Source organism: Microcoleus sp. BR0-C5 (assembly GCF_036705045.1).
In the GTDB taxonomy this organism is placed as follows: domain Bacteria; phylum Cyanobacteriota; class Cyanobacteriia; order Cyanobacteriales; family Microcoleaceae; genus Microcoleus.
The window spans coordinates 17,623-41,549 of the sequence record NZ_JAUBTR010000056.1 but is presented as its reverse complement, the minus strand read 5'-3'; the positions used below and the strand labels follow the sequence as shown (position 1 = coordinate 41,549).

General features: G+C 46.4%; 20 protein-coding genes. 7 read left to right on the top strand and 13 right to left on the bottom strand.

Annotated elements, in window-relative coordinates; genetic code table 11:
- Positions 1-279: 279 nt before the first annotated feature.
- Positions 280-501 (bottom strand): hypothetical protein, encoded by a 222-nt coding sequence (locus QUB08_RS22825; RefSeq protein ID WP_333085886.1) that lies wholly within the window; start codon positions 499-501, stop codon positions 280-282.
- Positions 498-2,267, bottom strand: coding sequence for a S8 family peptidase (locus QUB08_RS22820; RefSeq protein ID WP_333227383.1), 1,770 nt, complete (start codon positions 2,265-2,267; stop codon positions 498-500). Before QUB08_RS22820 ends, QUB08_RS22825 begins: the two co-directional genes overlap by 4 nt.
- 255 nt (positions 2,268-2,522) lie before the next feature.
- Between QUB08_RS22820 and QUB08_RS22815 the strand changes: the two genes are divergently transcribed.
- The 3 genes from QUB08_RS22815 to QUB08_RS22805 all read left to right on the top strand — a co-directional run bounded on the left by QUB08_RS22815 (position 2,523) and on the right by QUB08_RS22805 (position 5,289).
- The gene (locus QUB08_RS22815; RefSeq protein WP_333153810.1) at positions 2,523-2,939 is read left to right on the top strand and encodes a hypothetical protein; all 417 of its coding nucleotides are present in this window, start codon (positions 2,523-2,525) and stop codon (positions 2,937-2,939) included.
- 430 nt (positions 2,940-3,369) lie between these two features.
- Positions 3,370-5,079 carry a pentapeptide repeat-containing protein gene (locus tag QUB08_RS22810; protein ID WP_333227371.1) on the top strand — a complete coding sequence of 570 codons (1,710 nt, stop codon included), beginning with the start codon at positions 3,370-3,372 and terminating at the stop codon, positions 5,077-5,079.
- A 78-nt stretch (positions 5,080-5,157) separates the two neighbouring features.
- Positions 5,158-5,289: a hypothetical protein gene (locus QUB08_RS22805; protein ID WP_333227369.1), complete on the top strand. Its 132-nt coding sequence runs from the start codon at positions 5,158-5,160 to the stop codon at positions 5,287-5,289.
- Between the two features lie 62 nt (positions 5,290-5,351).
- On the opposite strand, the gene QUB08_RS22800 is transcribed toward QUB08_RS22805, so the two are convergent.
- The 6 genes from QUB08_RS22800 to QUB08_RS22775 all read right to left on the bottom strand — a co-directional run bounded on the left by QUB08_RS22800 (position 5,352) and on the right by QUB08_RS22775 (position 15,040).
- Complete coding sequence (locus QUB08_RS22800) at positions 5,352-6,422, bottom strand: patatin-like phospholipase family protein (protein ID WP_333227366.1); 1,071 nt, start codon at positions 6,420-6,422, stop codon at positions 5,352-5,354.
- A 231-nt stretch (positions 6,423-6,653) separates the two neighbouring features.
- The gene (locus tag QUB08_RS22795) at positions 6,654-7,184 is read right to left on the bottom strand and encodes a peptidoglycan-binding protein (protein ID WP_333227364.1); all 531 of its coding nucleotides are present in this window, start codon (positions 7,182-7,184) and stop codon (positions 6,654-6,656) included.
- 412 nt (positions 7,185-7,596) lie between these two features.
- Positions 7,597-9,723: a HEAT repeat domain-containing protein gene (locus QUB08_RS22790; RefSeq protein WP_333227362.1), complete on the bottom strand. Its 2,127-nt coding sequence runs from the start codon at positions 9,721-9,723 to the stop codon at positions 7,597-7,599.
- Positions 9,724-9,908: 185 nt separating this feature from the next.
- Positions 9,909-10,268, bottom strand: coding sequence for a nitrite reductase small subunit NirD (gene nirD, locus QUB08_RS22785; protein WP_333057424.1), 360 nt, complete (start codon positions 10,266-10,268; stop codon positions 9,909-9,911).
- A 211-nt stretch (positions 10,269-10,479) separates the two neighbouring features.
- The gene (gene nirB / locus QUB08_RS22780) at positions 10,480-13,044 is read right to left on the bottom strand and encodes a nitrite reductase large subunit NirB (protein ID WP_333227361.1); all 2,565 of its coding nucleotides are present in this window, start codon (positions 13,042-13,044) and stop codon (positions 10,480-10,482) included.
- A 1,207-nt stretch (positions 13,045-14,251) separates the two neighbouring features.
- Complete coding sequence (locus QUB08_RS22775) at positions 14,252-15,040, bottom strand: ABC-2 family transporter protein (RefSeq protein WP_333227359.1); 789 nt, start codon at positions 15,038-15,040, stop codon at positions 14,252-14,254.
- A gap of 86 nt (positions 15,041-15,126) precedes the next feature.
- Between QUB08_RS22775 and QUB08_RS22770 the strand changes: the two genes are divergently transcribed.
- The gene (locus tag QUB08_RS22770; protein ID WP_333227357.1) at positions 15,127-15,327 is read left to right on the top strand and encodes a hypothetical protein; all 201 of its coding nucleotides are present in this window, start codon (positions 15,127-15,129) and stop codon (positions 15,325-15,327) included.
- On the opposite strand, the gene QUB08_RS22765 is transcribed toward QUB08_RS22770, so the two are convergent.
- Positions 15,324-16,304: an ATP-binding cassette domain-containing protein gene (locus QUB08_RS22765; protein ID WP_333227355.1), complete on the bottom strand. Its 981-nt coding sequence runs from the start codon at positions 16,302-16,304 to the stop codon at positions 15,324-15,326. The two genes, QUB08_RS22770 and QUB08_RS22765, sit on opposite strands and share 4 nt — an antisense overlap.
- Before the next feature lie 198 nt (positions 16,305-16,502).
- Here QUB08_RS22765 and QUB08_RS22760 point away from each other — a divergent pair, with 198 nt between their 5' ends.
- Positions 16,503-17,312, top strand: a complete 810-nt coding sequence (locus QUB08_RS22760; protein WP_333227353.1) for a calcium-binding protein — start codon at positions 16,503-16,505, stop codon at positions 17,310-17,312.
- Between the two features lie 60 nt (positions 17,313-17,372).
- Here the strand turns inward: QUB08_RS22760 and QUB08_RS22755 are convergent, their stop codons facing one another.
- From QUB08_RS22755 to QUB08_RS22745, 3 genes are all read right to left on the bottom strand, one after another.
- The gene (locus QUB08_RS22755; RefSeq protein ID WP_333227351.1) at positions 17,373-18,380 is read right to left on the bottom strand and encodes an NAD(P)-dependent alcohol dehydrogenase; all 1,008 of its coding nucleotides are present in this window, start codon (positions 18,378-18,380) and stop codon (positions 17,373-17,375) included.
- 184 nt (positions 18,381-18,564) lie between these two features.
- The gene (locus QUB08_RS22750) at positions 18,565-19,368 is read right to left on the bottom strand and encodes an SDR family oxidoreductase (RefSeq protein ID WP_333227349.1); all 804 of its coding nucleotides are present in this window, start codon (positions 19,366-19,368) and stop codon (positions 18,565-18,567) included.
- Between the two features lie 371 nt (positions 19,369-19,739).
- The gene (locus QUB08_RS22745; protein WP_333227347.1) at positions 19,740-21,008 is read right to left on the bottom strand and encodes a transposase; all 1,269 of its coding nucleotides are present in this window, start codon (positions 21,006-21,008) and stop codon (positions 19,740-19,742) included.
- A 263-nt stretch (positions 21,009-21,271) separates the two neighbouring features.
- On the opposite strand from QUB08_RS22745, the gene QUB08_RS22740 reads away from it, so the two are divergent.
- Both QUB08_RS22740 and QUB08_RS22735 read left to right on the top strand, forming a co-directional pair.
- Entirely contained in the window at positions 21,272-22,198 is a 927-nt protein-coding gene (locus QUB08_RS22740) for a DMT family transporter (RefSeq protein ID WP_333227345.1), read from the top strand.
- A gap of 163 nt (positions 22,199-22,361) precedes the next feature.
- Positions 22,362-23,219: an Hpt domain-containing protein gene (locus QUB08_RS22735; RefSeq protein ID WP_333227343.1), complete on the top strand. Its 858-nt coding sequence runs from the start codon at positions 22,362-22,364 to the stop codon at positions 23,217-23,219.
- Between the two features lie 136 nt (positions 23,220-23,355).
- Here the strand turns inward: QUB08_RS22735 and QUB08_RS22730 are convergent, their stop codons facing one another.
- The gene (locus tag QUB08_RS22730; protein WP_333227341.1) at positions 23,356-23,730 is read right to left on the bottom strand and encodes a hypothetical protein; all 375 of its coding nucleotides are present in this window, start codon (positions 23,728-23,730) and stop codon (positions 23,356-23,358) included.
- Positions 23,731-23,927 lie beyond the last annotated feature (197 nt).

Here is a 23,927-nt window from a genome sequence, read left to right as displayed (position 1 = left end):
CACCTCGAACCGGAGACTAAATTAGTAGATGCACCCTGATTAATTAACTCCCGACCAATTTTGGCCGGGTTTTTTTTTTAGTATTCCAGCAAAACCACAAAATTTCAATAAATCAAGAATTATCCGCGTTAATCTGCGTGCATCTGCAGTTAAAAATCAAATTGATCCCGAACCTCGTGCTAGCCACTGGAAAGTAAATAAAGATGCACCCTGATGAATAAACCCCAGCCAATTTTGGCCGGGGTTTTTTTTGATCGAAAGCTGGATTAGTCGATCGACCTACAACACCTCAAAAGACTGCACCTCAAGAACCGGGCCGATCATAGCAAAAGTCATCACATCCTTGCGGACTTCACCTTTGACACTGACTTTCAAACCAGCTTTTTTTAAGTCAGAAGGAGCATCCTTAAGTTCGTAAGTTTCCCCATCTTGGCCAACCAAAGCCCAAGTGCCCGGGCCTAATCCTTTGCGTTCAATTTCACCTTTGACAGTAATACTCATGCCGATCGCACCTCTGTTTTAATTGCTAAACGCGCCAGTCCGAAACACAGAAAAGCATTGACAATCAAGAATGTTTGTGATACTAAACCTGTGCCCAATCCCCAGACTGCGGGAGACACAAAAGCATTCACCGCTAAACTGCTGGCAAAACCGATCGAAATGGCGATCGCGATCCACTTCCACTGTTGATGTCCCAACAGCACAGCAATCAAAATCCCAGGAATCAAAACGCTAGCAAAAAAGGGATTCAGCATACTGCTGCCATTAATTGCACCGCCGAGTTCAGGAATAGAACTGCCCATCACCCGCATCGGCCACTGCGGCAAGTCAAATACAAACAAGTTTCGCAGGAAAAAGAACCCAGAACTACCAGCCATCAAGCCGCCGGAAAAGCCCCAAGTCCATTGGAACGGAAAATAATTCCGCAAAAAGAAAGCCAGCAGGTAAGAACCGAGCACCATTGCAATTTTAGGCAACAGTGCGACTGCACCGCCGTCAATCCAAAAGCGGGGGTTGAGATACCCGTTATCGCGCAGCCAGCGGAAGAAATCGCGGAAGTTGATTTGTCCGCGCTGGGCTAGCTGAACTGCTGCGGCTGCGTCTAGGTGTCCTGAACCAAAATGGTTTAACGGATCTTCAGTGACAGTTCGCGAGGATTGCAAGAGTACGCTGCGAATTGCGTCTGGTTCTGTGATGCCGGAGGCCTTGACAAGGGCTGCAACGGCTGCAACGTGGGGAGAAGCCATGCTAGTGCCTTGGTAGCCTTCAAATACTTCGGCGCCGGTTTCTGGGTCGATCGTACTTTGCAGGATTTTGCCCATTTCAGAACCGCCGGGGGCTGCAATGTCAACCCCTGCGCCGAAATTGGAATAACTAGCTTTTTCGTCGTCGGGGCCGAGGGCGGAAACGCCGATGACGTGGGGATAGCGGGCGGGATAGGAAGCGGAACTGTCGCCGGAGTTGCCGGCGGCTGCGATGATGACAACGCCTTTAGAGTGGGCGTAGTCGATCGCCTCTTCCATTAACTGACTTTCACCGCCGCCGCCTAAACTCATGTTGATGACATCGGCGCCGTTGTCAGCAGCAAATTTAATCGCTTCGGCGATGTCGGAAACCGTGCCGCCACCGCTGCCGCCTAACACTTTTAGCGGCATTAAAGCTGCTTCGTAGGCGATGCCCGCAACGCCGTAATTGTTGTTAGTTGATTGGGCGACAGTACCTGCCACGTGAGTACCGTGGCCGTTGTCATCGTAGGCTTCGGCGCGATCGTTTACAAAGTCGTAGCCTGGTACAAATTTGGTTTCTTTTAAGTCAGCGACTGGAGTAATACCCGTGTCAATTATCGCTACTGTTGTGCCACTGCCTTTGGTTTCGTTCCAGGCAGATTCTACGTTGATACTGCGGAGATTCCACTGCTTGGTATACATGGGGTCGTTGGGAATCTCGAAAGCGCTGTAAACAAAGTTCGGTTCAATGTATTCGGTATCTTTAGCCAAATTTGATTTTCTCAGGGCATTTAGCAAAGTGCGATCGCCCTTAACTACATATACATTGTCGCCCGCTGAGAATTCGCTGTTGAGTTGCGGTGCGACTTGGTACTGCTGGGCGATCGCCTCTACTTGCTTGGCGATCGTGGCATTACCGACATCTTCGCGGAAATCCAGCACAATCGAGTCGTAAGTGCCTTGAGTAGCAAGTCCTGGGAAATTAGAAATCGCCCAGCCGAGACCGATTAAAAATAAGCACAGAAGGAAAAACTTTTTCATTGCCGATCGTCCGTTTAGGGAAGGCGTGTTCACCACAATAACCCACTTTTCACCGCCAGCGCCAGTTTTCCTTGCTGCGACTTGTGGGGCTCTCGCACGCGGGCGTTTGGTAGTTTTCGGCGGTGGCTGTTGCTAGATCAAAAATTGCTCTAATTTCTAGTTGAAATTGCAGAGCAAGTTTTAGGACTTCAATTAATTGTATCATTAGAGAAGATGAGAAACAGAACAAGCAACTATTTTCAACAAGGGTATTGCATGGAAAGAGGTTTAATGTGGCTGCCGCTGCTGGCAATTTTTATTGGGCTAGCTTGGGCTGGATGGAACGAGTATCAAAAGCTGGAAGCGTATCGCGTCTGGGCCGAACAATTCGCTAAAGCCAAGTACGATATTTATGCTGTACTTGGTCAGCAAGAAGACAGTTTAACTTGGGGAAAACCTACTCGCAGCGGGCCTGTGAATTTGCAAACTTTTTCTTTAAAAGACGTGCAGTCGCTGCGGTTGTTAGTCAACTCTCAGGCAGTTGATTTAGAGTCGCCGCCGAGTTCTGGGAGTCCAATCGCCCTCGAATTTTTGTTGAAAGATGGTGCTGCGGTGCAGGTCCCTTTTACAGAAATTCCTTTAGCGACTAAATGGGGAAAACACTTGCAGCAAGAATTGCAGCGCTTTAGGTAAAAACACTCTCCGGCTGGGCAGCGTATCAGATATGAACTCGGCTACTTGAAATTACAAAAGTCTGTAAAAGTGGTAGTAGAAATAGAACTTAGGCAACAAATTCTTTGAACTGCCATCTATAGGGGTAAAGTACGCACGGATCACCCGGAGGACATGAGTTATTGCAGTAAGTAGTAGGAGTAGTGTTCCCGTGCTTAGCCCGCTCGTGTTCCGTGCGTACCTTACAGTTCAAGTTATTGACCGTAAGCATCCAGGATACCCGCCACGTGATTCATCCGTCCAGAAATAAAAAACCTGTATCCGATGAAACTTGCCGAACGTATTTATCTGTGGGGTCAATGCTTTAATCTAAAATCTAAAATCTAAAATCTAAAATCGATTGACCAGCGCGTCCTAAAACAGCTCAATTGCCAGCCCCCCAATCTGCGGAATGCAAACACAAGAATTTTTACAGCGCTATCAACAGGGAGAGCGAAACTTTGGTCACATTGACCTCAGCGGCGCTAGTTTAAGCGGTGTTAACCTGCGAGAAATAGACCTCACTGGTGCTAACTTGACCGGTGCTAATTTGAGCTGGTCTTTTTTGAGCAATGCCAAATTGATAGGGGCTTGTTTGCGGCGCGCGGATCTCCGCAGTGCGGGGCTGGCTGGAGCGAATCTGAGCGGGGCAAATTTGAGCGGGGCAAATCTTGCTAAAGCGGATTTGCGCCTTGCTTGTTTGGAAGCAGCAGAACTCAATTGGGCTGCGTTCCCCGAAGCGGATTTGGGGGGTGCTAATCTTCAAAAAGTTAAATCTGACCAAATTAATTTTGCCGGGGCTAAACTCGACGGCGCGAAGTTGATGGCGGCGGAATTGATGGAGGCGAATCTCAACCGCGCCAGTCTTGTTGGTGCTAATTTAACGGGTGCTAATTTGCGGGAAGCGCATTTGGTGGAAGCGAATTTGCGATCGGCAATTTTGAGCGGTGTAAATTTGATTGAAGCTGACTTGAATGGCGCTCAAATGCGATCGGCAAATCTGACGGGCGCTGACTTGCATCGAGCTGTGCTGGCGGGGGCGGATTTAACTGAGGCGGTGCTGGATAACGCGGATTTGAGTCGAGCTAATCTGGCGGGTTCTTATTTATTGAAAGCGAGTTTTAAGAAGGCACTTTTGCTGCGAGCTAACCTGCAAGGAGTCTATTTACTGCGGGCCGATTTGAGCGAAGCTAATTTGCGAAGTGCTGATTTGCGGAAAGCTGATTTGAGCGGCGCTTATTTGATGGATGCGATGTTAGGTGAGGCGGATTTAAGAGAAGCTTGTTTGATTGAGTGCCGTTTGATTCGGACGAATTTGGAGGGGGCGCAGCTTACGGGTTGCTGCATTCAAAATTGGCAAGTTCAAGATGTCGATCTGTCGAGAGTTGAATGCAGCTATGTTTTTAATCAGTTTGATTATACTGCGAAAGTTGCGGCAAATCGCTTTCCGGTCGATCGCGATTTTGAGTCGGGGGAATTGGGGCGGCAGCATCAAGAGGACAGTTCTATTGTGAAGGTGTGTTTTGATGAATCTCCTAATTGGGAGGCTTTGGTTTTTACGCTGCGTCGGGTGGAGTTGGAAAGCCACGAACTCAAATTCAACGTTCAATTTTTTGAGTCTGCGGGAGAACAAAATTTACTGAGGCTGAGCGCGAACCGTTTGGTGAACGGCAAGATTTTGGGCGATCGCATTTTGGAGCTTTATCCAGATATGTTGGAAAAGGTTTTAGCCAAGGGCGCTGAAATTTTGGGTTTGCTCGACTTGGCTATTCCTAGTAACAGTGCAGAGCCGACGGAGCCTGGCCAAAAGGAAGTATTGCTCAGAAGACAGGAAATTTACCAGCGAATGGTGCGCCAAATTTCATTTATTTTGATGTCTCAGACGCCGGATAAATTCTCTGAAAGCGTGCAGCGGCTGTTGGATTATTTGAAGCAGCAAGGTATCCCAACAGAGCAGATTCAAAAGAAAGTCATTAGTCAGGCGATCGTGCAGCGGGCAAAGCAAGACCCGGCTTTTCGGGAACAGTTGCTCAGGTGGGAGAAAACGGCGTCCGATGGCGTTCGTTGTTCGATGATGGGGGAGGCGGTGCGGTATTCAATTACCCTTTTGATCGATTATTAACAGTTAATTGTAAACACTTGAAGCCGGAGATCTGCTAATACCCGCACTTGCTCTTGTGCGTCGGAGATTGCAAGCATCGTGCAGCGGACAAAGCAAAACCCGGTGTTTCGGGAACAGTTGCTCGCGTGGGAGAAAATGGCTTCGGATTGCGATCGCTCTTCGGTAATGGGGGCAACGGTGCGGTTTGCGATCGCCCTTTTGTGGGAATGAATACACACAAAGTCTTACCCCCATTAAAAATCTTCCAACCGTAGATCGATTTAACGGTGCGGTTAATTAGAATATAGTTCAGTGTCCTCCTTCAAAAGCTTACACAACTCATCCAAATCTTTCTTACTGTGTTCAATGAGTTTTTCACCTCTGTTCTCTAGGTACTCAATATTACTGGGACTTGCGTTGTCGATTTGATCGTGACCATTATCGCTACTCAATTGAAGTTGAAAACGATAGTAGTTGCGGTTATTTTCTTTATCCCCTTTAGTCACCATTAGCTGATCTAGTTCATACGCAACCGATTCGCTTTGCCCATCTAGAACAACGTTAAGTAAGGGAATTGCCCATTTTATTTGACCCCAATTTTTTGCTTCTTTATACTTGTATTTCTTAGTTAGTGAGCCCGTACCCAAAGAAACAACAAGCGTCTCAGTACGTTGTAGTTCTTCACCAGTCTTTTTCTTGTAAGAAATCATCGCCTCCATCATTGCAAGTGAAGAAGGATTATTTGCAAAAATTCCGCCGTCTACCAAAGCGTAATATCCCTCATCGGTATGATGTCCCGTTTCGATTTGGTAGGGTGGAAAGAATGTCGGTGCAGCAGAAGTTGCCATTGCTGCTTCCCACATTTTGAATCCCGTACATACTTTCCGGCTATCAAAACTCTTGATTTCCTCTGCGTCTCGATTGCTTGTAAAAAAAATTGGTGCTCTGAGTTCGATATCATAGCTGGGTATGAAAATTTCTCGTAATGCCTCTTCAACCTTAGCTTCACCTAAAAGATCCTTTAAAACTTGTTGCCTACCTTTTGGGTTGTGCTTGGGTTGTAACAAATCATCAAAATCCAGTGGAACATACTCATTAAAAATCTTTTGTCCATATTTGCGATAGAAATTTACAAGTTCGGCAGCGGTATACTCTGGCTCACGATTGATGCTAGAGTCTGAGTTCTTTCTAGTTAAACCCAGTGCTAAAATTCCTCCTGTTGAAGTGCCTGCAATAAAATCAAACATTGTTGCTATGCGTTTTCCTGTGCGCTCTTCAATGTAGTTGAGAACGATCGCAGGAATAATACCTCGGATACCGCCACCATCAATTGAGAGAATTCTTCTCTTGAATTTAGTAGCCATCACATTTACTCCTTTAGATATTGCTTAAGTTGTCAAGATAAATGAAACAAACTCATACAGCATCAAAATACCAATAACCAACGTCATCCTATGGTTTCCGGTTGCCTCGGAATAAGAAAATCGAGTCAACAGTTAACACTCAAACATTGAGTTTTTGGCTCCAGACTAAACAGTCAACAGTCAACAATTCCGGAGGAGTGCAACCGGAATTGATATGAATCCAATCAGTTATTAGTGCGGTAACTTGCTGAGGGCGTGCCAAGTTCTATAGCCGACAATTCCATCTTGCGGTAAAGCCTTGCTCAGTTGCAATTGTCGCACGGCTACATCTGTCATCGGCCCGAAGAATCCGTCAATGAATCCGAAATAGTATCCATTGATTTTCAAGACATTCTGAACAATTTTAACAGCATTACCAGAACTGCCCTTCATGACGATCGGCATATTCACAGGTGCACCAGAGTATAGTGCTTCCCAAGTGAGAGGGCCGACAATCCCATCTTCTTTTAAAAAGACGCGGTGTTGATAGCCTTTGACGGCGTTTTGAACTTGGACGCCGAAAATACCGTCAATCGGGCCGAAATAATAACCCCAATGATATAGAAGCTGTTGTAGTTCCTTGACAGCTTGACCTGTTGAACCCATTTGTAAAGTGGGTTTGTTTACTCCAGTGGTTTCAGCAAATGCAAGAGTTGATTGAGCAGTATTATCGGCGACGAGAGCCATAGTTTCATTGTTCAAGCTTCTTTCTTCGGTGTACATAATGTGCTTCCTCTCAACAGTTAAGTTTTGGTGTTTGATATTTCAGGTATAACTGGTGGAATTTGTGGATGCACAGTCACTTTTTCGAGTGTCACTCATTTGAGTGTCACTCGTTTGAGTTAGTCCCAGTGTTAACTGTTAATATCTCTTCCGGCTGCGGCGGAATGATATATAGCAATCCTAAGTGATTTTCTAGATCTGTAAAATCTGAAAGTCTTGCTATACAAGAAGTCTAGGAAGACAAGAGGGCGTTGTGTTGTGAGACTCAGATCGGATTGCTATACTGAAACAATGTTAAGAGTGCAACGAAGACAAGTTATGCACTAAACGCCTAAAGTTGGAGCCTCCTCAAACTCCAGAAAGAAGAGCAGGCATGATGAATTTTCCGAGGTGTCTAAAGGATTGTTTCTACTTACCAGTCTTGGCTGCGTAGCCGGCGACTCGCTAAGGCCCGCACTTGCTCTTCTGCGTCGGAAACTGCAAGAGCTCGCAACAACGGCACAACTCCCGGATTTTCGGGATAATGTTCAATAATCGCTTCGAGTGCTGTAAACCTGGGATTGTAAGGAAAAGAACCGTTTTGATTGTCAACATCGCTCAAAGCTCGATCGCGCAAAAACTCAAACATTCCCGGCTCGTCTTTCCATCCCCGCATTAACTCTACCAGGGCGATCGCCCGCACCTGCGAATCTTCATCTTTTTGAGCTCTACTTTTGAGCCACTCGAAAGTTTGAGACTGATTTGTCCACCCGCGCGCTAACTTTTGCAAAGCGATTTGCCTGACAGCGGGACTCTCATCGCCCTCTGCTTTAGCCTCCAGCAGCATCCAAGTTTCAGGATTGTCTGGCCAGTTGTAAGCGAGTTCAAGCACCGCGGCTTCCCGCACTAGCGCTTCCCCAGAATCGAGCTGAATTTTCAGCCAAGACAAGGTTTCCGGGGCGTCGGGCCACCCCCGCACGATCGATCGCACTAGCACGCTCAGCAGGTGAGAATCATGCTCATACTCGACCCGGCTTTTGAGGAAAGGCAGCGTCTCGCCCCGGTGAGACCAGCGTTTTGCGATCTCTGCCACCGCAGTTTCTCGGACGTTCAGGTGTCTGTCAGACGCGGCGAGATTTTGCAACCAGCCAAAGACTTCGATACTGCCTGATGCCACTGTGGCGACAGCCTCCACTACTACTTGCCGCACAGTCCAGTAATCCTCGGAATCAGCTATTTTTTGCAGCAGGGGCAGGGTTTCTGGGTGGTCGGGCCAACCTGTAGCTATCTGTTGTAGGGCTATTTCTCGCAGGTCGGCGTCGCGATCGCCCAATGCTATATTTTGCAAAAAAGTCAGAGTTTCGGGGTTCCCGGGCCAGCCAGAGGCAATTGCTTGCACTGCTGAGCGCCGGACGCTCGAACTCGCGTCGGACTCGGCTTTAGTCTTCAGCAGCGGGTAAATGTCTGGTTCATCGGGCCAGTGCGAGGCCAATTCTTCTAACGCTGCTGTCCGCACTTCTTTGCTGCTGTCGGATTCGGCTAGGGTTTTCAGCAGCAGGCAAACGTCGGCAGCAGCAGGCCAGCCCGCTGCCAACTCCCGCACCGCTAAGGTTCGCAGGATAGAACTTCCTGTCTGGGCAAGATTTTTGAGCAGGGAAACCGTGCCTAAAAGGCTGTGCCAACCTCTGGCTATTGCTTGCCACGCACAGACTCGCACTCCCAAATTTTCGTCGGATTCGGCGGCAGTTCTAAGCAGCAGCAAGGTATCTGTGCGACCGGGCCAATTAGAGGCCAATTGTTCGAGTGCTGCGGTGCGGACTGCGGGACTTTGATCTGACAGAGCCAGGGCACTCAGCAGCGGCAAGGTATCGCTCGTGTCGGGCCAACCACAAGCCATTTCTCGCACACAGGTCGATCGCACTGCCCAGCTTGGATCTGATTTGGCGAGGTTTTTGAGCATCAGGTAAATTTCTGGCTGGTCTGGCCAACCACGGGCTATTGCTTCGACTGCTGTGGCCCGGACTTCTCCACAGTCGGTGGAGTGAGCGAGTATTTTCAGCCAGGGCAGGGTTTGCGGGTCGTTTTTCCAAGTTTGGGCGATCGCAGCGATCGATCGATCGCGAATTTGATAAGTTTCCTGCAATTCTTGAGCGCTTTGATAAAGAATCAGGAAACCCGTACCGTATTGCGATAACTTTTTTAAAGCGTTTAACAGTTTTTTTTCGGTTTTTTTATTAACATCATTTTTAACTTTTAACAAGCATTGCGCTGCTAAAAACAAATTAATAAATTTTTCTTGTTGACCGTTCTGATCTGTGAGATATTCTATAATTTGGCTCGCTGTTTCTTTGTCGAGCTTAGCTGCAATTTCTCTGAGGACTTCGTGCAAAGATTCGTCCCGCCAGTGCTGGCCGAAAACTTGTATGTTGAGTTCGCCCCAAGTCAGTTGACCGATTTTGAGTTGGGCATGGATTAACTCTGCTACAGTCTGGGGATTATTTTCGGAAACAAGTTTTTTTAACAACATACCGATACCCTGCCCCCTGAAGTTTGTTTGCATTGACAATCATTGCATCAGCTCGGATATTAGTTGAGATTTTTTTGAGCGAGCGTGGAGTATGGAGCCAATCGACTCTATTTTATACGAAAAATACTGAGTCGGGAGGGCCCCCATGCAAAATCCGCCAGCACCCACAGGAATGTTAGGTGTTGGCGGATGGCGATCGAACAATTAAGCCGCTGAATCTAACTAACAGCTACTTGGACGCGATCGGCTACAACCCGAACCGCAAAAGTAGGAATCTTTACCGTTTCATCATCCAGACATTGCCCGGTAGTCAGACTAAAGTTCTGCTTGTAAATGGGAGAAGCAACTTTGAGAGTGCCGTTGCGATCGCCCACAATTCCCCGCGACAAAACAAAAGCTTTGCTAAATGGGTCGTAATTGCTAAGCGCATAAACTTCATCCCCGTTTCCCACTCGGAAAATCGCCACTTGTTCGCCTTTAACTAAAGCGCAAACTCCAGTATAAGGGGCGATCGCATCGAGAGAACACACATCTACCCAAGTAGTCACAGTATCCGAAACTTGTAATGATTGAACCATTTTCTTTTCCTGTTATTTTACTTCAATCTCGTTCCCAGTCTCCGGCTGGGAACGTAGGTTTCGAGGCTCTGCCTCGCCGAAGGAGTCTCTGGCTCACGGTTCGAGGAGGCCGAGCCTCCGGGACTTCATTCCCAGACCGAGCCTGGGAACGAGATTAAACGAGATTAAATCTTGTTCCCTCCCCTGATTCAAGGGGAGGGCTGGGGAGCGGTTATTCCGAAACTCCAGCCAGAGCCTTTTCATGTTCGTTAGCCGGCCGCGTTTGTCCCCGTTCCGCAACACGAACAATACTCGGATCGGGCAAATCGGAATTCACAAAATGCTGGAACCGCTGCACCTTTTGTGGATCTTCAATCGTCGTTTTCCACTCACATTGATAAGTATTCACTAAATGTTCCATCTGCGCTTCTAATTCAGCACAAATTCCCAGAGAATCCTCAATTATCACCTGTTTCAAGTATTCAATTCCGCCCTCAAGTTTGTTCAACCAAGTAGCAGTGCGTTCCAATCTGTCGGCAGTGCGGATGTAGAAAACCAAGAATCGATCGATATACTTAATCAAAGTTTCCTTATCGATATCCGTAGCCAGCAAAACCGCGTGCTGTGGCTTAATGCCGCCATTGCCGCACACGTACAAATTCCAACCATTCTCCGTCGCAATTATCCCAAAATCCTTGCTTTGAGCTTCCGCGCATTCGCGAGTGCAGCCAGAGACAGCAGATTTGAGCTTGTGGGGCGATCGCAAACCACGATACCGCAATTCAACCTCGATCGCCAAACTCGTTGAATCCTGCACCCCAAAGCGGCACCAAGTGCTACCAACACAAGATTTTACAGTACGCAGAGCCTTACCGTAAGCGTGTCCCGACTCAAATCCCGCATCAATCAACCGACGCCAAATATGCGGCAATTGATCCACGCGAGCTCCAAACAAATCAATCCGTTGCCCGCCAGTAATCTTAGTATAAAGCCCAAAATCCCTGGCAACTTCACCCAAAACAATCAACTTATCGGGAGTGATTTCTCCCCCCGGTATTCGCGGCACCACCGAATAAGTACCGTCGCGCTGAATGTTTGCCAAAAAGTAATCATTCGTATCTTGCAAACCGACGTGAGACTTCTCTAAAATATGGTCATTCCAAGTAGAAGCCAGCATCGAACTAACAGCAGGTTTGCAAATTTCGCAACCCTTACCTTTGCCGTGTCTTTCAATCAACTCCTCAAAAGTTTTTATCTCTTGAGAACGCACTAAATGGTACAATTCTTGACGAGAATATTCAAAATGTTCGCAGAGATTATTTTTGACTGCAAACCCAGCTTTCTTCATCTCCGACTTGAAGATATCCGTCACCAAAGGCACGCACCCGCCGCAGCCCGTACCAGCTTGAGTGCATTTCTTGACGCTGGCAACATCGGTTAAATTGCGATCGCGAATCGCTGCACAAATCTGCCCTTTGGTAACATTATTGCAAGAACAAATTTGAGCCGAATCCGGCAAACTGTCTACTCCAAAACCCGCCGACACTCCCCCTTCTCGCGGTGGCATTAACAAATCTTCGGGATGCGGCGGCAGAGCAATTTCATTTTGCATGAATTGCAGCAAAGTGCCGTAAGCAGAAGCATCTCCCACTAGAATTCCGCCTAAAATCCGGCTGCCATCTTGATTTAAAACTAATTTTTTGTAAATGCCTTGGAAGGTGTCAGCTACAGCAATTTCTTTGGCATCGGGAGACTTGGCAAAAGCATCACCAAAACTAGCAACATCCACTCCCAAAAGTTTGAGCTTCGATGACATATCCGCACCGGTAAAAGTGCTTGTGGAACGGGCATCTTGCCCGTCATCCGCTGCACGGCTCAAAATATCTGCTGCTACGCTTGCCATTGTATACCCAGGCGCAACTAAGCCGTAAATGCGACTCTGATACAGGGCGCATTCTCCGATCGCATAAATGTCAGGATCGGAGGTTTGGCAGCTATCATTAATCACAATGCCACCGCGTTCACCTACTTCTATACCGCAACTTCTGGCAATTTCGTCGCGGGGGCGAATGCCAGCAGAAAAGACAATCATATCTGTTGCCAATTCCGAACCGTCAGCAAACAGCATTTTAGTAACTTTGCCATCTTCGCTGACAATTTCTGTGGTAGATTTGCTGGTGTGAACCGAAACCCCCAACTCTTCTATTTTGCTGCGGAGAATTGCACCGCCAATTTCGTCAACTTGCACGGGCATCAGCCGCGGCGCAAACTCAACTACGTGAGTTTTCAAGCCCATATTTTGGAGCGCGTTTGCACACTCTAGACCTAACAAACCGCCGCCAATTACTACACCAGTTTGGCAATTTTTAGCGTAATCTGACATCGCTTCCAGGTCGTCAATTGTCCGGTAAACAAAAGTTCCTGTAGCGTCTTTGCCTTTAATTGATGGCACAAATGGATAGGAACCAGTGGCCAGAACAATTTTGTCGTAGGGAACTTCTAAACCGTTGGCTGAAGAGACTATTTTTTTTTCCCGATTAATGGCGATTGCTTTGTCGCCGATGTAAATTTGGATGCCGTTTTCTTGATAAAATCCCGGTGCAACTAAAGATAAATCTCCCGCTGTTTTGCCAGAGAAAAATCCGCTGAGGTTTACGCGATCGTAAGCAACGCGCGGTTCTTCACAAAAAGTAATTAAATTCCAGTGTTTGGCAGCATCCGAGCTCACCATTAACTCCAGGAACTTGTGACCTACCATGCCATTGCCGATTACAATGAGGTTTTTTTTGGCTGTCATGAGAATCTATTTTATCCCGTTTATCAGTCGTTGGGTTAATTAATATAAGAATTTATTATAAACTTTTGTACTTATAGATACAAAAAATGGAGATTTATGCAATTGTCGAATACTCCCGATTGCATTTTTGCATGATATGTGCGATCGACCGATTTTAGATTTTAGATTTTAGATTTTAGATTTTAGATTTTAGATTTTAGATTTATATCATGTCAGGTAGATTACCGGAAATCAGGTAGGGGCGGGTAAACCTGCCAATATCTGCCAATAATTGACAATCTCAAAAACCCGTCCGGCCGGGATATTATGGTCAATCGGTTAGAGAGTCGATGGTAAGGTGTCCCCTACCACCTCTCCTTCAAAACCGTGCTTGCGACTTTCACCGCACACGGCTCCTGAGTAAAGTAATCCTTGTCATAGATACGATATTGTGGAGTGATAATTCTCTTTGATACCGCTTGACACATTCTGGTTTACCCCTGTATCCCACCTTCAGTTTACACCTCGGTATTAGGCTTATTGAGGGTTACTAAAGACCATGCCGTTTACATCACCCGGTGCTGTCAGCATATCTCTGTCATTACAACAGAGCTTTGGCTTCTGCAACCATCCCTCACACTCACAACTTGCGGTTAGCGACCTACTTGTGTTATCAAGGGCTGTGAGTGCTTTACTTCGTTCCGATTACACATTGATTGAACTTTTAGCGTGATGCTTTCCACCGGGTTTATCGGCAGTGCTGATAAGTCAATCCGATAATTGCTTACGCCTTATCCTTGCCTTTTGGCTTGGTCTATCAGCCATTTGACCATTTATCATAACGATGGTTCAGACACATCTTCACTTACGTTACGCATCAGTTCTTGCTTGACAGCTACCCCAATTGGCTAGGAGTATTTCTGCCTTTTATCCCCGCTTTATCCTGTTGGTTGCTACCCAACAACATAGGGGATATGCTTTCACTCCTGCACTTGGAGGCCCTGACTTGGGGAGGAACCCCGCACAAGGATGTGTAATCAGTTATCAAGGTTCTCTTGAACCGAGCTAATCATCCCTTGAATATTTCTACTCAATTTCGATTAAACGAATCGCACATCAGACATGATATTACTCCACAGTTAAGTAGGGTGCGTCAAGTAAGTCTTTTTGACAAAACGATTAATATTTTTACTGTGACGCACCTTACAGTTTTCTAATTCTTAATTATTTAAGCGCCCATGCCCGAATACTGCTTCAAACCCTGCCGCCAAAGCCAGCGATTCCACACAAAAAACACCGCACTCCAACCCAACATTACCAACAAACCGCGGCCTAAATCTACGGGTAATCCTATCAAGATAGAAGCGGGAAAATGAATCAAATAAGGAAACGGCGTCCACAAAACTACTTCGCGCACGGGTGCGGGAAACACTTCTAGTGGCGCGATAAGTCCCGATAAAAACAGGTAAATTAGAAACCAGAATTGCTCGATCGCACTTGCCCTCTCCAGCCAAAAAGCAAACAGCGCAAAGGTATACTGTATAAGAAATCGCAAGCAAAAAGCCAAGACGATAACCAGCAAAAACAGCAAAAACCTGCCCAAACTTGGCAGCCAAAAAGCCTGCGGGTAAAGTGCAAAAAACAGCAGCACTAATCCCAATACAAACGGCAGCCTCGCAAACCTTTCGGAAACGTGAGATGCAAAGTGATGCCATACGGGATCGAGAGGCTGCAACAATTTATTAGATAGCCGGCCTTGCACTACTTCTTTTTCAAACTCCCAAATCACCCAAACTACATTTGTTTGCCTGACAATGAAAGCCGCTAAAAAATAACGGGCAAAGTCGATCGAATTCAGCCCAAATTGACCAGTTTCTGCCGCCTGCATCCAGACGCCCATCAATATAAACGGCAAAGCTCCCGACAGCGCCCACAAAAACAATTCCGCCCGGTATTCGAGCATATAAGCATAGTAGGTAACTAGCAAAGTTTTAGCAATTTTGATGGCTTTTGTCATATCAATTGTAGATTTAATTTTTCGGTGTTAGCAACGGGCAAGATGCCCGTTCCACAAAATATTGGAACTCTAGTGGAACAGGCATCTTGCCTGTTCAATTTTTCGGTGTTAGCAACGGGCAAGATGCCCGTTCCACACTATATTGGAACTCTAGTGGAACAGGCATCTTGCCTGTTCAATTTTTCGGTGTTAGCAACGGGCAAGATGCCCGTTCCACACTATATTGGAACTCTAGTGGAACAGGCATCTTGCCTGTTATGGAGAATGAAGCCAGCCAAAAACATTAAACTTTTCCCGTGCGAAAAACTCTACCAATTACCTCTTCAATTGGCGGATCAGTAACAGTCAAATCTATTACATCCAAGTCCGCCAAAATCTTCGCCACGCTCACCGTCAGCTCTTCCCTTTTCACCAAAAACCGCACCGATTGTCCCTCAATAGATTCTACCTCCCCGTAAGCAAAAGCACTATCTTTGGCCAGCGGCTTAGCTAATTTTACCTGAACTTCCCGATAAGGTGCAAACCTGTCGAGCAATCCGTCCAAACTGCCATCATAAACTAATTGCCCTTCATGGATTAACAAAACGCGCTTGCACAAAGCAGTAATGTCAGCCATGTAATGGCTCGTCAACAGCACCGTTGCTTGATAGCGCTCGTTATATTCTCGCAGAAATTGCCTGACGCTAAACTGTGCGTTTATATCCAAACCTAAAGTCGGTTCATCTAAAAATAATACCTCCGGCTGGTGCAGCAGGGCCGCCATCAATTCAGCTTTCATGCGTTCGCCTAAAGAAAGCTTTCGTACTGGCTGATTTAACTTGCCTTCTAGTGACAGCATCTCTGTTAATTCTCCGACTCGCAGCCGATAATCTGTATCGGGAATGCCGTAAACTGCGGCATTAATTCGCAGAGAGTCAAGCACAGGTAAATCCCAAATTAACTGCTGTTTCTGCCCCATCACTAAGGTGATTTTTTGCAGAAAATCTGCTTCGCGACGAAAAGGAGTACGATCGCACACTCTCACCGTACCCGCAGACGGATAAATCAAACCCGTCAGCATTTTCAGCGTAGTAGTTTTGCCCGCACCGTTAGCGCCGAGAAACCCCACGACTTCCCCCGGTTCAATACTGAAAGAAACGCCCTCAACTGCTTTGATATTGCGGTAAGTGCGACTAAAAAAGTGTCGCACTGTTCCTTTAAGCCCCGGTTCTTTAATCGCTACCGGATAAACTTTGCTCAAGTCTTCAACTAAGATAATTGGCATCGGCTCAAATTTTAACTTTTATTTTAATCTAGGGTATTTCCATCAGGCTTGTGCCAAGATGGAGTGATCGAGCTTTCTAGTAGGGTGCGCCAGCGATGGCTCGATCGCGAGTGAGAAAGTAACTGTGTTCTGGCGCACCCTACTAAACTGTAGAATATTGCACAATATCCATGCTCACATCGCACAAAGTTTACAACTATGGTACTCACCCCAGATAATTCAGGCATCTCTCGTTTGGTAGGAGACAATTCTCCTGAAAATATTACACTTGCACCAGGACAACTTGCTAGTTTTCCTGGGGGACTTTGGATGCTGGGGGGCAATGATACTGTCAGGGGCTCGTCAGATGCAGAACGGATTTTCGGCAACGATGGTAAAGACAGTCTGTTAGGCGGTGTCGGCAATGATTCTATTTACGCCGGCAAAGATGATGACGATGTTTTGGGAGAAACGGGCGACGATTTCTTGACAGGAGATAGAAATAGCGATTTCCTTGATGGGGGTGCGGGAAATGATTTCCTGCGCGGAGGACAAGGTGTTGATTTGTTAGTGGGCGGAGACGGTAATGATACTTTAATTGGCGACAGAGAGGTGGATATTTACCAAGGTGGTGGGGGGAGCGATGTATTTGTTTTTAGAGTCGATCAAGCGGGAAGCAGAGTAGTTGGAATTGAAGTTCCTGACGCGGTAGTTGTGGATTTTGATAAGTCTAGCGATTCGATTGGAATTAGTGTGGCATTTACCAGCAGCAATATCTCCTTGGAAGAGGTCACTTATAGCTTGAACGATCCGAGACTGCTGCTGATCAATCCTGCAACTATAGCGGGGGGAACAAGTTTGTTAGCCAAGGGTGGCATCTCGCAGCGAAGTCTCGATCCCGATGGCAACGGCCGTGTGGAAGCTACTAATATTAGATTCGGTTTTACTAATGCTTTGTTGGGTACTGTTTTGAATGTGACCCCAGCCGATTTAAACGGCCGTTTTATTAATGCTAATTCTTTGCTTTAATTCGTTGGTTATATATCTCTAGTAGGGTGCGCTAGGCGCACCTTACCCATTACCCATTATCTAACTCACCGTCAAAACGGCGCGATAGCGCACTTGATTTTCGCGGACTTTCTGAATTGCTTCATTCGCTTGTGCGATCGCAAAAACTTCGATAATCGGCTTAATCTCAAACTTTTCTGCAATTGCCAGCATTTCATTAATCATAGCGCGACCGCCGATGAGAGAACTCACAATTCGGCGTTGCTTCACCAGCAGCGAAAATAACGGAATGCTCAAAGGTGCGTCGGGAACTCCCACAAAAGCAAGCGCACCGTTAGAATCGAGAAAATCAATGTACGGAACCCAATCTAAAGCAGCAGGAACAGTGCTCAACAAAATATCTAATTTACTGCTGGGAGCTTGAGGAATTTCGCCTTTTCCTACTACAATAGCTTCGTCCGCCCCCATTTTATGTGCAAATTCTGCCTTATCTTGGGAAGTAGTAAAAACTGTAACTCGGTTTCCTAATTTTTTGGCAAATTGCACCGCCATGTGTCCCAAACCGCCGATGCCGAGAATGCCAATTTCTTGCCCGGAACTCATCCCCGCATTCCGCAAACCGGCGTAAACCGTAATTCCGCCGCACAACAGTGGCCCCGCTATTTTGGAATCGATGCCTTTGGGAATAGGAAAAGCAAAGCGGGAATCTACCATCAAATAATCGGCAAAACCGCCCGGGCCTGTAACAATTAATCCCTGGTTTTCATCGCAGAGATTTTCGTTACCGCGCAAGCAGTCGCGGCACTGCAAACAAGACGACCTTTGCCAGCCGACACCAACGCGATCGCCCACTTTTAAATGAGTCACTTGCGGCCCTATTTCTGCCACTTCTCCGATAACTTCGTGGCCCGGAACCAGAGGATATTTTGATTGACCCCAGTCATTGTCAATCATGTGCAAGTCAGAATGACAAATGCCACAGGCTAAAACTTTGATAATACATTCATGTACTTTTGGAGGGGCGACATCGAATTTGTATTCTTCAAGCAATCCGCCTGTTTTTGTAACTGCAAGTGCTTTGATTTGCATGGTGTATGTCCTGGTTTGTTTGCCATTATTATAGTGTTCGGGCGGCTTTCACAGTCTCTTTCTTTAGTTGTATATATTCAGGTGAACAGACCCCGATGACTGATGCGCGTTACTAATAATTTGTCTGGTACTTATGGCGCACCTTACCAATTACCAATTACCAATTACCAATTACCAATAAGTCTCACAACTTGCCCTTTTCCATTGCCCACTGCATCAAACCGGGAAACAACCGATAAGCTTCCGACGCTACAAAAGCAGGGCCGACGGTAACTTCTGCACGCTGATTTTTCACAGCATCCCAGATAGCTTTAGCAATATCTTCTGGCTGAGTTGCCCACTCAGATTTCAGCATTTTGCTCATTTGCTGGCGGCGCAATTCGACTGCGGGTTCGTCTCGATCGCGAAATTGAGCTCTTTCTAAAAAATCACTGTTAATCAGACCCGGATGCACGGCGCAAACGTGAATACCTTGAGGCGCTAATTCCAATCGCAAAGTTTCTGTTAAACCAGTTACTGCATATTTGCTGGCACAATAAGCAGTCATTTGAGGCAAAGGCATTTTGCCACCAATGGAACCAACATTGACTATTGTCCCTGTTTTTCGTTCCAAAAAATGTGGCAACATTTCTTGAATTGTGTTAACGCATCCCCAAAAATTGGTATTCATTAATTGCTGCCAGTCTTCGGAGGTAGTGTGTTCGATCGCCCCCGTGAGACAAATGCCAGCATTGTTAACTAAAACATCGATGTTGCCGCAGGCATCTAGGGCTTTTTGGACGATCGCTCGCACTTGGTGAATGTCGCCAACATCCCCCGGAATAGCTACAGCCCTAGTGCCTTCTCGCTGCACTTGAGCCGCTGCTGCTGCCAATCTCTCTGGCCCGCGTGCTACCATAACTACATCGTAACCTTTACTTGCAAATAAAATTGCTGTTGCTTTGCCGCTTCCTTGAGAAGCGCCTGTAATCAAAACTGTAGGAGCCATAGATAGTTATAAATTGTAATATCCATTCCGGCTGAACCGGAATGAGTGTTGACTGTTGACTGTTGACTGTTGACTGTTAACTGTTTGAATAATACCGATGCAACCGGAAACGAGATGATTCGGACTTGTTTGATGTTGAATTTTGTAGGGCGGGTTCGCAAACAATAATTGCCCGTAATATACAATTTCATAAACCAGCCCTGCCCCTACTATACATTAATATTTCTTGGATATGGGAATTTTTTAAGAATGGCGATCGTTTTTTTTTTAACGAACCACGAAGACGCGAAGGACACGAAGGAAGAGAGGAGAAGAGAAGGGAAGAGAAAGTCTTCAGAAAGTGTTCAGCATTATTTGACAACTCCCCAGCCCTAAAGGGACGGGGATTCATAAGACCACAATTTAAGTCTTACAGGTGCTGACAATTCACCTCTACCAACTCCACTTAGATCCAATCCAAGTATTGTTGCTACTTTACGACCAATATTTGCACACCCATTACAGTCTGCATTGATTAGCCATCCTTTCGCAGTCCGATATAATCCACGTTTAATTCTTGTTCCAGAAGCTTTCCACCCCTCGGGTTTTTCGCCGATTTTAGGCAGTTCATCGCCATCGAGAAAAGAAGTTTTTGATGTGTAGGATTCTTCGGTTTCGACGAATTTTATTCCGTACTGTTTGCACAGTTGAGCAATTCTCTCTTTTAACCTTCCCGTGGGAATCTGGACAAATTTTTGATTCGTCTTTGTACCGAGATTTATCGAATCTTTCTGATTTTTGTTCCAGCCAAAAACAACTGTGCCAATTTTGTTGGTTAGACAGTGGTTGACAACTTTACGAGCAGCTTTATTAACTGCATCCCGCATTGTTCTATTTCTGTTTTCGGTCAACCTTTTCAGTCTTTTCGACCAGAATACGTTATCTTTTCCAGACATCAAGGTTGCCACTCGTTTGTTGTAACCTTGGTTGATAGACTTGAGATGCTTTCCGTCTACGATGAATGAAGTTCCAATATTGCTAACGCAAGTTATCCAGTTATCCATACCATGATCGATCATCAACACAAAATTAATGTTCACATCGGATTGGACAGCTTCTTTTTGATACACCAATTCCAGATAAAAACAGCCGTTTCTAGGGAAAATTCTGTACTCTCGAATAGCCGAATGCTCTAAGTTGGATGGCATCGGCAGATAGAACGCATCTATTCCAAACCAAGCTTTGACTTTGCTGCCTAAAGGAAATCGTAACATTCCATCTTTTAATTTGACCGATCTACCCGTAAATGTAACTAGCGCTAATCCGCCTTGCCTGTATCCAGGAAGTCTTGGGTGTTGAGTTACCGTCCCTTCTTTGATTCCTGTTAGCAAGCCTAAATAGGATTTGAAAGATTCAGCAACGCTGGTCAATATTTGCTGTGCCGTATCTGAATAGAAAGCTTTGTAATGAATGTTCTGATTATCCGTTCCTAGAACTTTATGCAGCTTGGCTTTACTCGGTATCGTTCCTGTTTTGAAGAATAGTTGTCGGGCATAGTAAATTCCGCAATTCATTAACTTGGAGGCTTCGCTACATAAGAATTCTAGGACTGGTTTCAATTCTTTGTCTGGACTAATTAGATTTTGCTGGCATCCATACATTTTGTTTTCCTCCTTGGTTTACGGTAGCATATTCTGGCTGATTTAAGATTCAAATATGCTGACCCAAAACCAATCTAAGAAATCAAGAAGGCGGTTGAAACCGCAGCCCCGTTCCTCCCCATGTCTAAAGCCAGGGGCTTCCCGCTCGTTTTTCGGTGAAAATTGCTATATAAATTTTCCCAATGCCCAATGCCCAATGCCCAATGCCCAATGCCCAATGCCCAATGCCCAATGCCCAATGCCCAATGCCCAATGCCTAAAAAATGAATCTTCCGAAACAAGCACCTAATTGGTCGATCGCCCTAGTATTAATTATCGGCGTTTTAGCCGTCTCAACTTCCTCAATCTTGATTCGTCTGGCTAACTTTTCAGCAGGGGCGGGCGGTTTGGGTTTCAGTCTGGTGCTCGCGGCCTCTCGTCTGACTTTATCTGCTTTAATTCTGCTTCCGGCTTGGCGGAAAATTCAGTGGAAGGCCCTGCAACCGGGAGCTCGGCGCTATGCTGCGGCAGCCGGTTTGTGTCTCGCCCTGCACTTTGCCCTCTGGATTACCTCACTTTCTTATACTTCGATCGCCGCCTCGACAGCCCTTGTCACCACAAATCCTGTCTGGGTAGCGCTGTTGTCGCGCTTCTGGTTCGGGGAAAAACTCAGCAAAATGTCGATCGCTGGCATTACTATAGCCTTGACTGGGGGAATGGCGATCGCTCTGGGAAGTGCGGGCGCAGCCCATGCTGGCAGCAGCCAACTGCTTGGCGATTTCCTTGCTCTGGCTGGTTCCTGGGCTGTCAGCTTGTATTTGCTGCTGGGCCGGGAAGCTCAGCGGCGGGGACTGGGAATTGGTGGCTATATCGCGATCGCCTATACTGTTGCTGCGATCGTCCTGCTGCCTCTCCCCTTCGCCTTCGGCACTACTTATACTAATTACCCAGACATTGTATATTTTTATATTTTGTTAACGGCCGCTTTGCCTCAGTTAGTCGGCCACACCATTTTGAACTGGGCCGTAGTGCAGATTTCCCCAACTCTGGTAACTCTTGCCATCTTGTTTGAACCGGTTGGGGCGAGTTGGTTGGGTTATTTGCTGTTTGGGGAAGTGCCAGCGCCGGCGGTACTCGCAGGTGCTGCGGTGCTGCTGTTGGGGGTAGCAACCGCTACCGTCGGAGCAAAAAAAATTACTGTCAACAGTTAAGAGTTAACAGTTTTCGACATTGCCACTACAGTTGCCGTGAGTCAGAATAAAACAAATTAGGGCTTAAAAAACCCAATAACTCATCAGTGAAATATCGATTCAAAACTATCAAATGTCTGAGTAATGACTAATAATACTCGGCTGCCTTTAGGAGAATAAATTTATGCTGCCAGAACAACTACAGCGGATCATCGGCTACTTTATCGAAGAAGCCACAGAACAGATCCAAATTATCGAACAAGGCTTGCAAGATCTGCAAAATACCGTGCCAGTTCCCCAAAGAATACACCAGCTCATCCGAGCCTCGCACTCGATTAAGGGGGGAGCAGCTATGCTCGGATTTAGCAGCATTCAGCGCATTGCTCATCGTTTGGAGGATTATTTAAAGCTGCTGAGAGAATGTCCGATCGCCATTGATAGCAGGCTCCAATCGCTGTTAACCGAAGTTTTTGATATTTTAGCAGCCCTCGTGTCCAAGGTTTCTAAGGGTTTTGGGCTCAACCACGAAGACGCAAACCAAATGCTCTCCCTCGCCGAACCGGTTTTTGACGAACTCGACGCTTACCTGAGAGTACGAATTCCCACTCGCCTGACTGTGAGAGCTACTACGGACGAACATATTCACGTTTTCTCCGGTTACTGCACCTCCCTGAGCGAATTTTCCTCGGCTATTGCTTCGCGCGTCGGTTTGCTCGGAGGCACTATTACCCGCCACGAGCAGGATAGCCAGGGCATACGCCTTTGTATTGATATTTACCTACCGCCTTATACCAGGCTCGAAAACATCCGCCAAGCTGTCGAACTCTCCGGCGCTATTATCGGGAATGTTCAGACGCAGCGGGACTTTTCGCTGCTGGCGACTGCGGATTATCCGGTTTACCAAAGCGCGATCGAACCTCCCGCAATTTGCATCGGATGCCGCTACTATTACGGCAGAAGCGATGGCGGCTACCTGCTCAACTGCACGATCCATCCCCGCGGCCCGGAAACAGAAGATTGTCGTGATCGCGAACCGGAATAACCGCTGAAAACTCAGCCCTCGGAAGCATGATTTGCCTCCCGAAAAACTCTTCTGAAACCAATATTTTCCCGAAAACTTTTCACATTACCCCCTGCCAAATTCTTTTTGAGTTGCTAGATAACTAGATCTTTCTCTCTTAGACAACTAAATCGTTATTCCTTCTGAAAGCTCCCCTAACAACTGATACCGCAACTCGAATTAATTGCATCATGCTTGCAGGATGAGCGATCGCCCAGACATTGATTGTCAGACAAGTGATGGCCATAACTAGCAAGATATATGTCGGAGGCATTACTACCCCGATCGCGAACCAGGTAAAAACGTGAAATATCATTGCTGTAGCCCAAAGGCTGGCGACAACCACAGACGCCCAAATTTGCATTCGAGGTCGGTTTAGTCCTGTCAAAATCGCTGTCTGCAAAGTAGTCAGCAAGTTTGCCGGAACTAAAAAGGCACAGATAGCTATGCAGTAGGTATGAGAAAATTCAGTAACTGTATTGAAGTCGATCATCTGTCTAATTGTCGGGCCTGTTGGGTATACTTAAAGAGCTTAGCGTGACTTGACTTTCAGATCTTGTCACCCTTACCTTAACTTAATATTTCAGTAAGTAGGCCGCTCTGGAGACGCATTTCTCTCCCCCTTTTCCAGCAGGGCAAATTTTAACACAACTATTAAAAATTTGGCAAATTATTAAACATACTTGAAGA

Coding starts and splice junctions, on each gene's coding strand:
- QUB08_RS22825 (WP_333085886.1), bottom strand. CDS start 501: ATGAGTATTACTGTCAAAGGTGAAATTGAACGCAAAGGATTAGGCCCG.
- QUB08_RS22820 (WP_333227383.1), bottom strand. CDS start 2,267: ATGAAAAAGTTTTTCCTTCTGTGCTTATTTTTAATCGGTCTCGGCTGG.
- QUB08_RS22815 (WP_333153810.1), top strand. CDS start 2,523: ATGGAAAGAGGTTTAATGTGGCTGCCGCTGCTGGCAATTTTTATTGGG.
- QUB08_RS22810 (WP_333227371.1), top strand. CDS start 3,370: ATGCAAACACAAGAATTTTTACAGCGCTATCAACAGGGAGAGCGAAAC.
- QUB08_RS22800 (WP_333227366.1), bottom strand. CDS start 6,422: ATGGCTACTAAATTCAAGAGAAGAATTCTCTCAATTGATGGTGGCGGT.
- QUB08_RS22795 (WP_333227364.1), bottom strand. CDS start 7,184: ATGTACACCGAAGAAAGAAGCTTGAACAATGAAACTATGGCTCTCGTC.
- QUB08_RS22790 (WP_333227362.1), bottom strand. CDS start 9,723: ATGCAAACAAACTTCAGGGGGCAGGGTATCGGTATGTTGTTAAAAAAA.
- nirD (WP_333057424.1), bottom strand. CDS start 10,268: ATGGTTCAATCATTACAAGTTTCGGATACTGTGACTACTTGGGTAGAT.
- nirB (WP_333227361.1), bottom strand. CDS start 13,044: ATGACAGCCAAAAAAAACCTCATTGTAATCGGCAATGGCATGGTAGGT.
- QUB08_RS22775 (WP_333227359.1), bottom strand. CDS start 15,040: ATGACAAAAGCCATCAAAATTGCTAAAACTTTGCTAGTTACCTACTAT.
- QUB08_RS22765 (WP_333227355.1), bottom strand. CDS start 16,304: ATGCCAATTATCTTAGTTGAAGACTTGAGCAAAGTTTATCCGGTAGCG.
- QUB08_RS22760 (WP_333227353.1), top strand. CDS start 16,503: ATGGTACTCACCCCAGATAATTCAGGCATCTCTCGTTTGGTAGGAGAC.
- QUB08_RS22755 (WP_333227351.1), bottom strand. CDS start 18,380: ATGCAAATCAAAGCACTTGCAGTTACAAAAACAGGCGGATTGCTTGAA.
- QUB08_RS22750 (WP_333227349.1), bottom strand. CDS start 19,368: ATGGCTCCTACAGTTTTGATTACAGGCGCTTCTCAAGGAAGCGGCAAA.
- QUB08_RS22745 (WP_333227347.1), bottom strand. CDS start 21,008: ATGTATGGATGCCAGCAAAATCTAATTAGTCCAGACAAAGAATTGAAA.
- QUB08_RS22740 (WP_333227345.1), top strand. CDS start 21,272: ATGAATCTTCCGAAACAAGCACCTAATTGGTCGATCGCCCTAGTATTA.
- QUB08_RS22735 (WP_333227343.1), top strand. CDS start 22,362: ATGCTGCCAGAACAACTACAGCGGATCATCGGCTACTTTATCGAAGAA.
- QUB08_RS22730 (WP_333227341.1), bottom strand. CDS start 23,730: ATGATCGACTTCAATACAGTTACTGAATTTTCTCATACCTACTGCATA.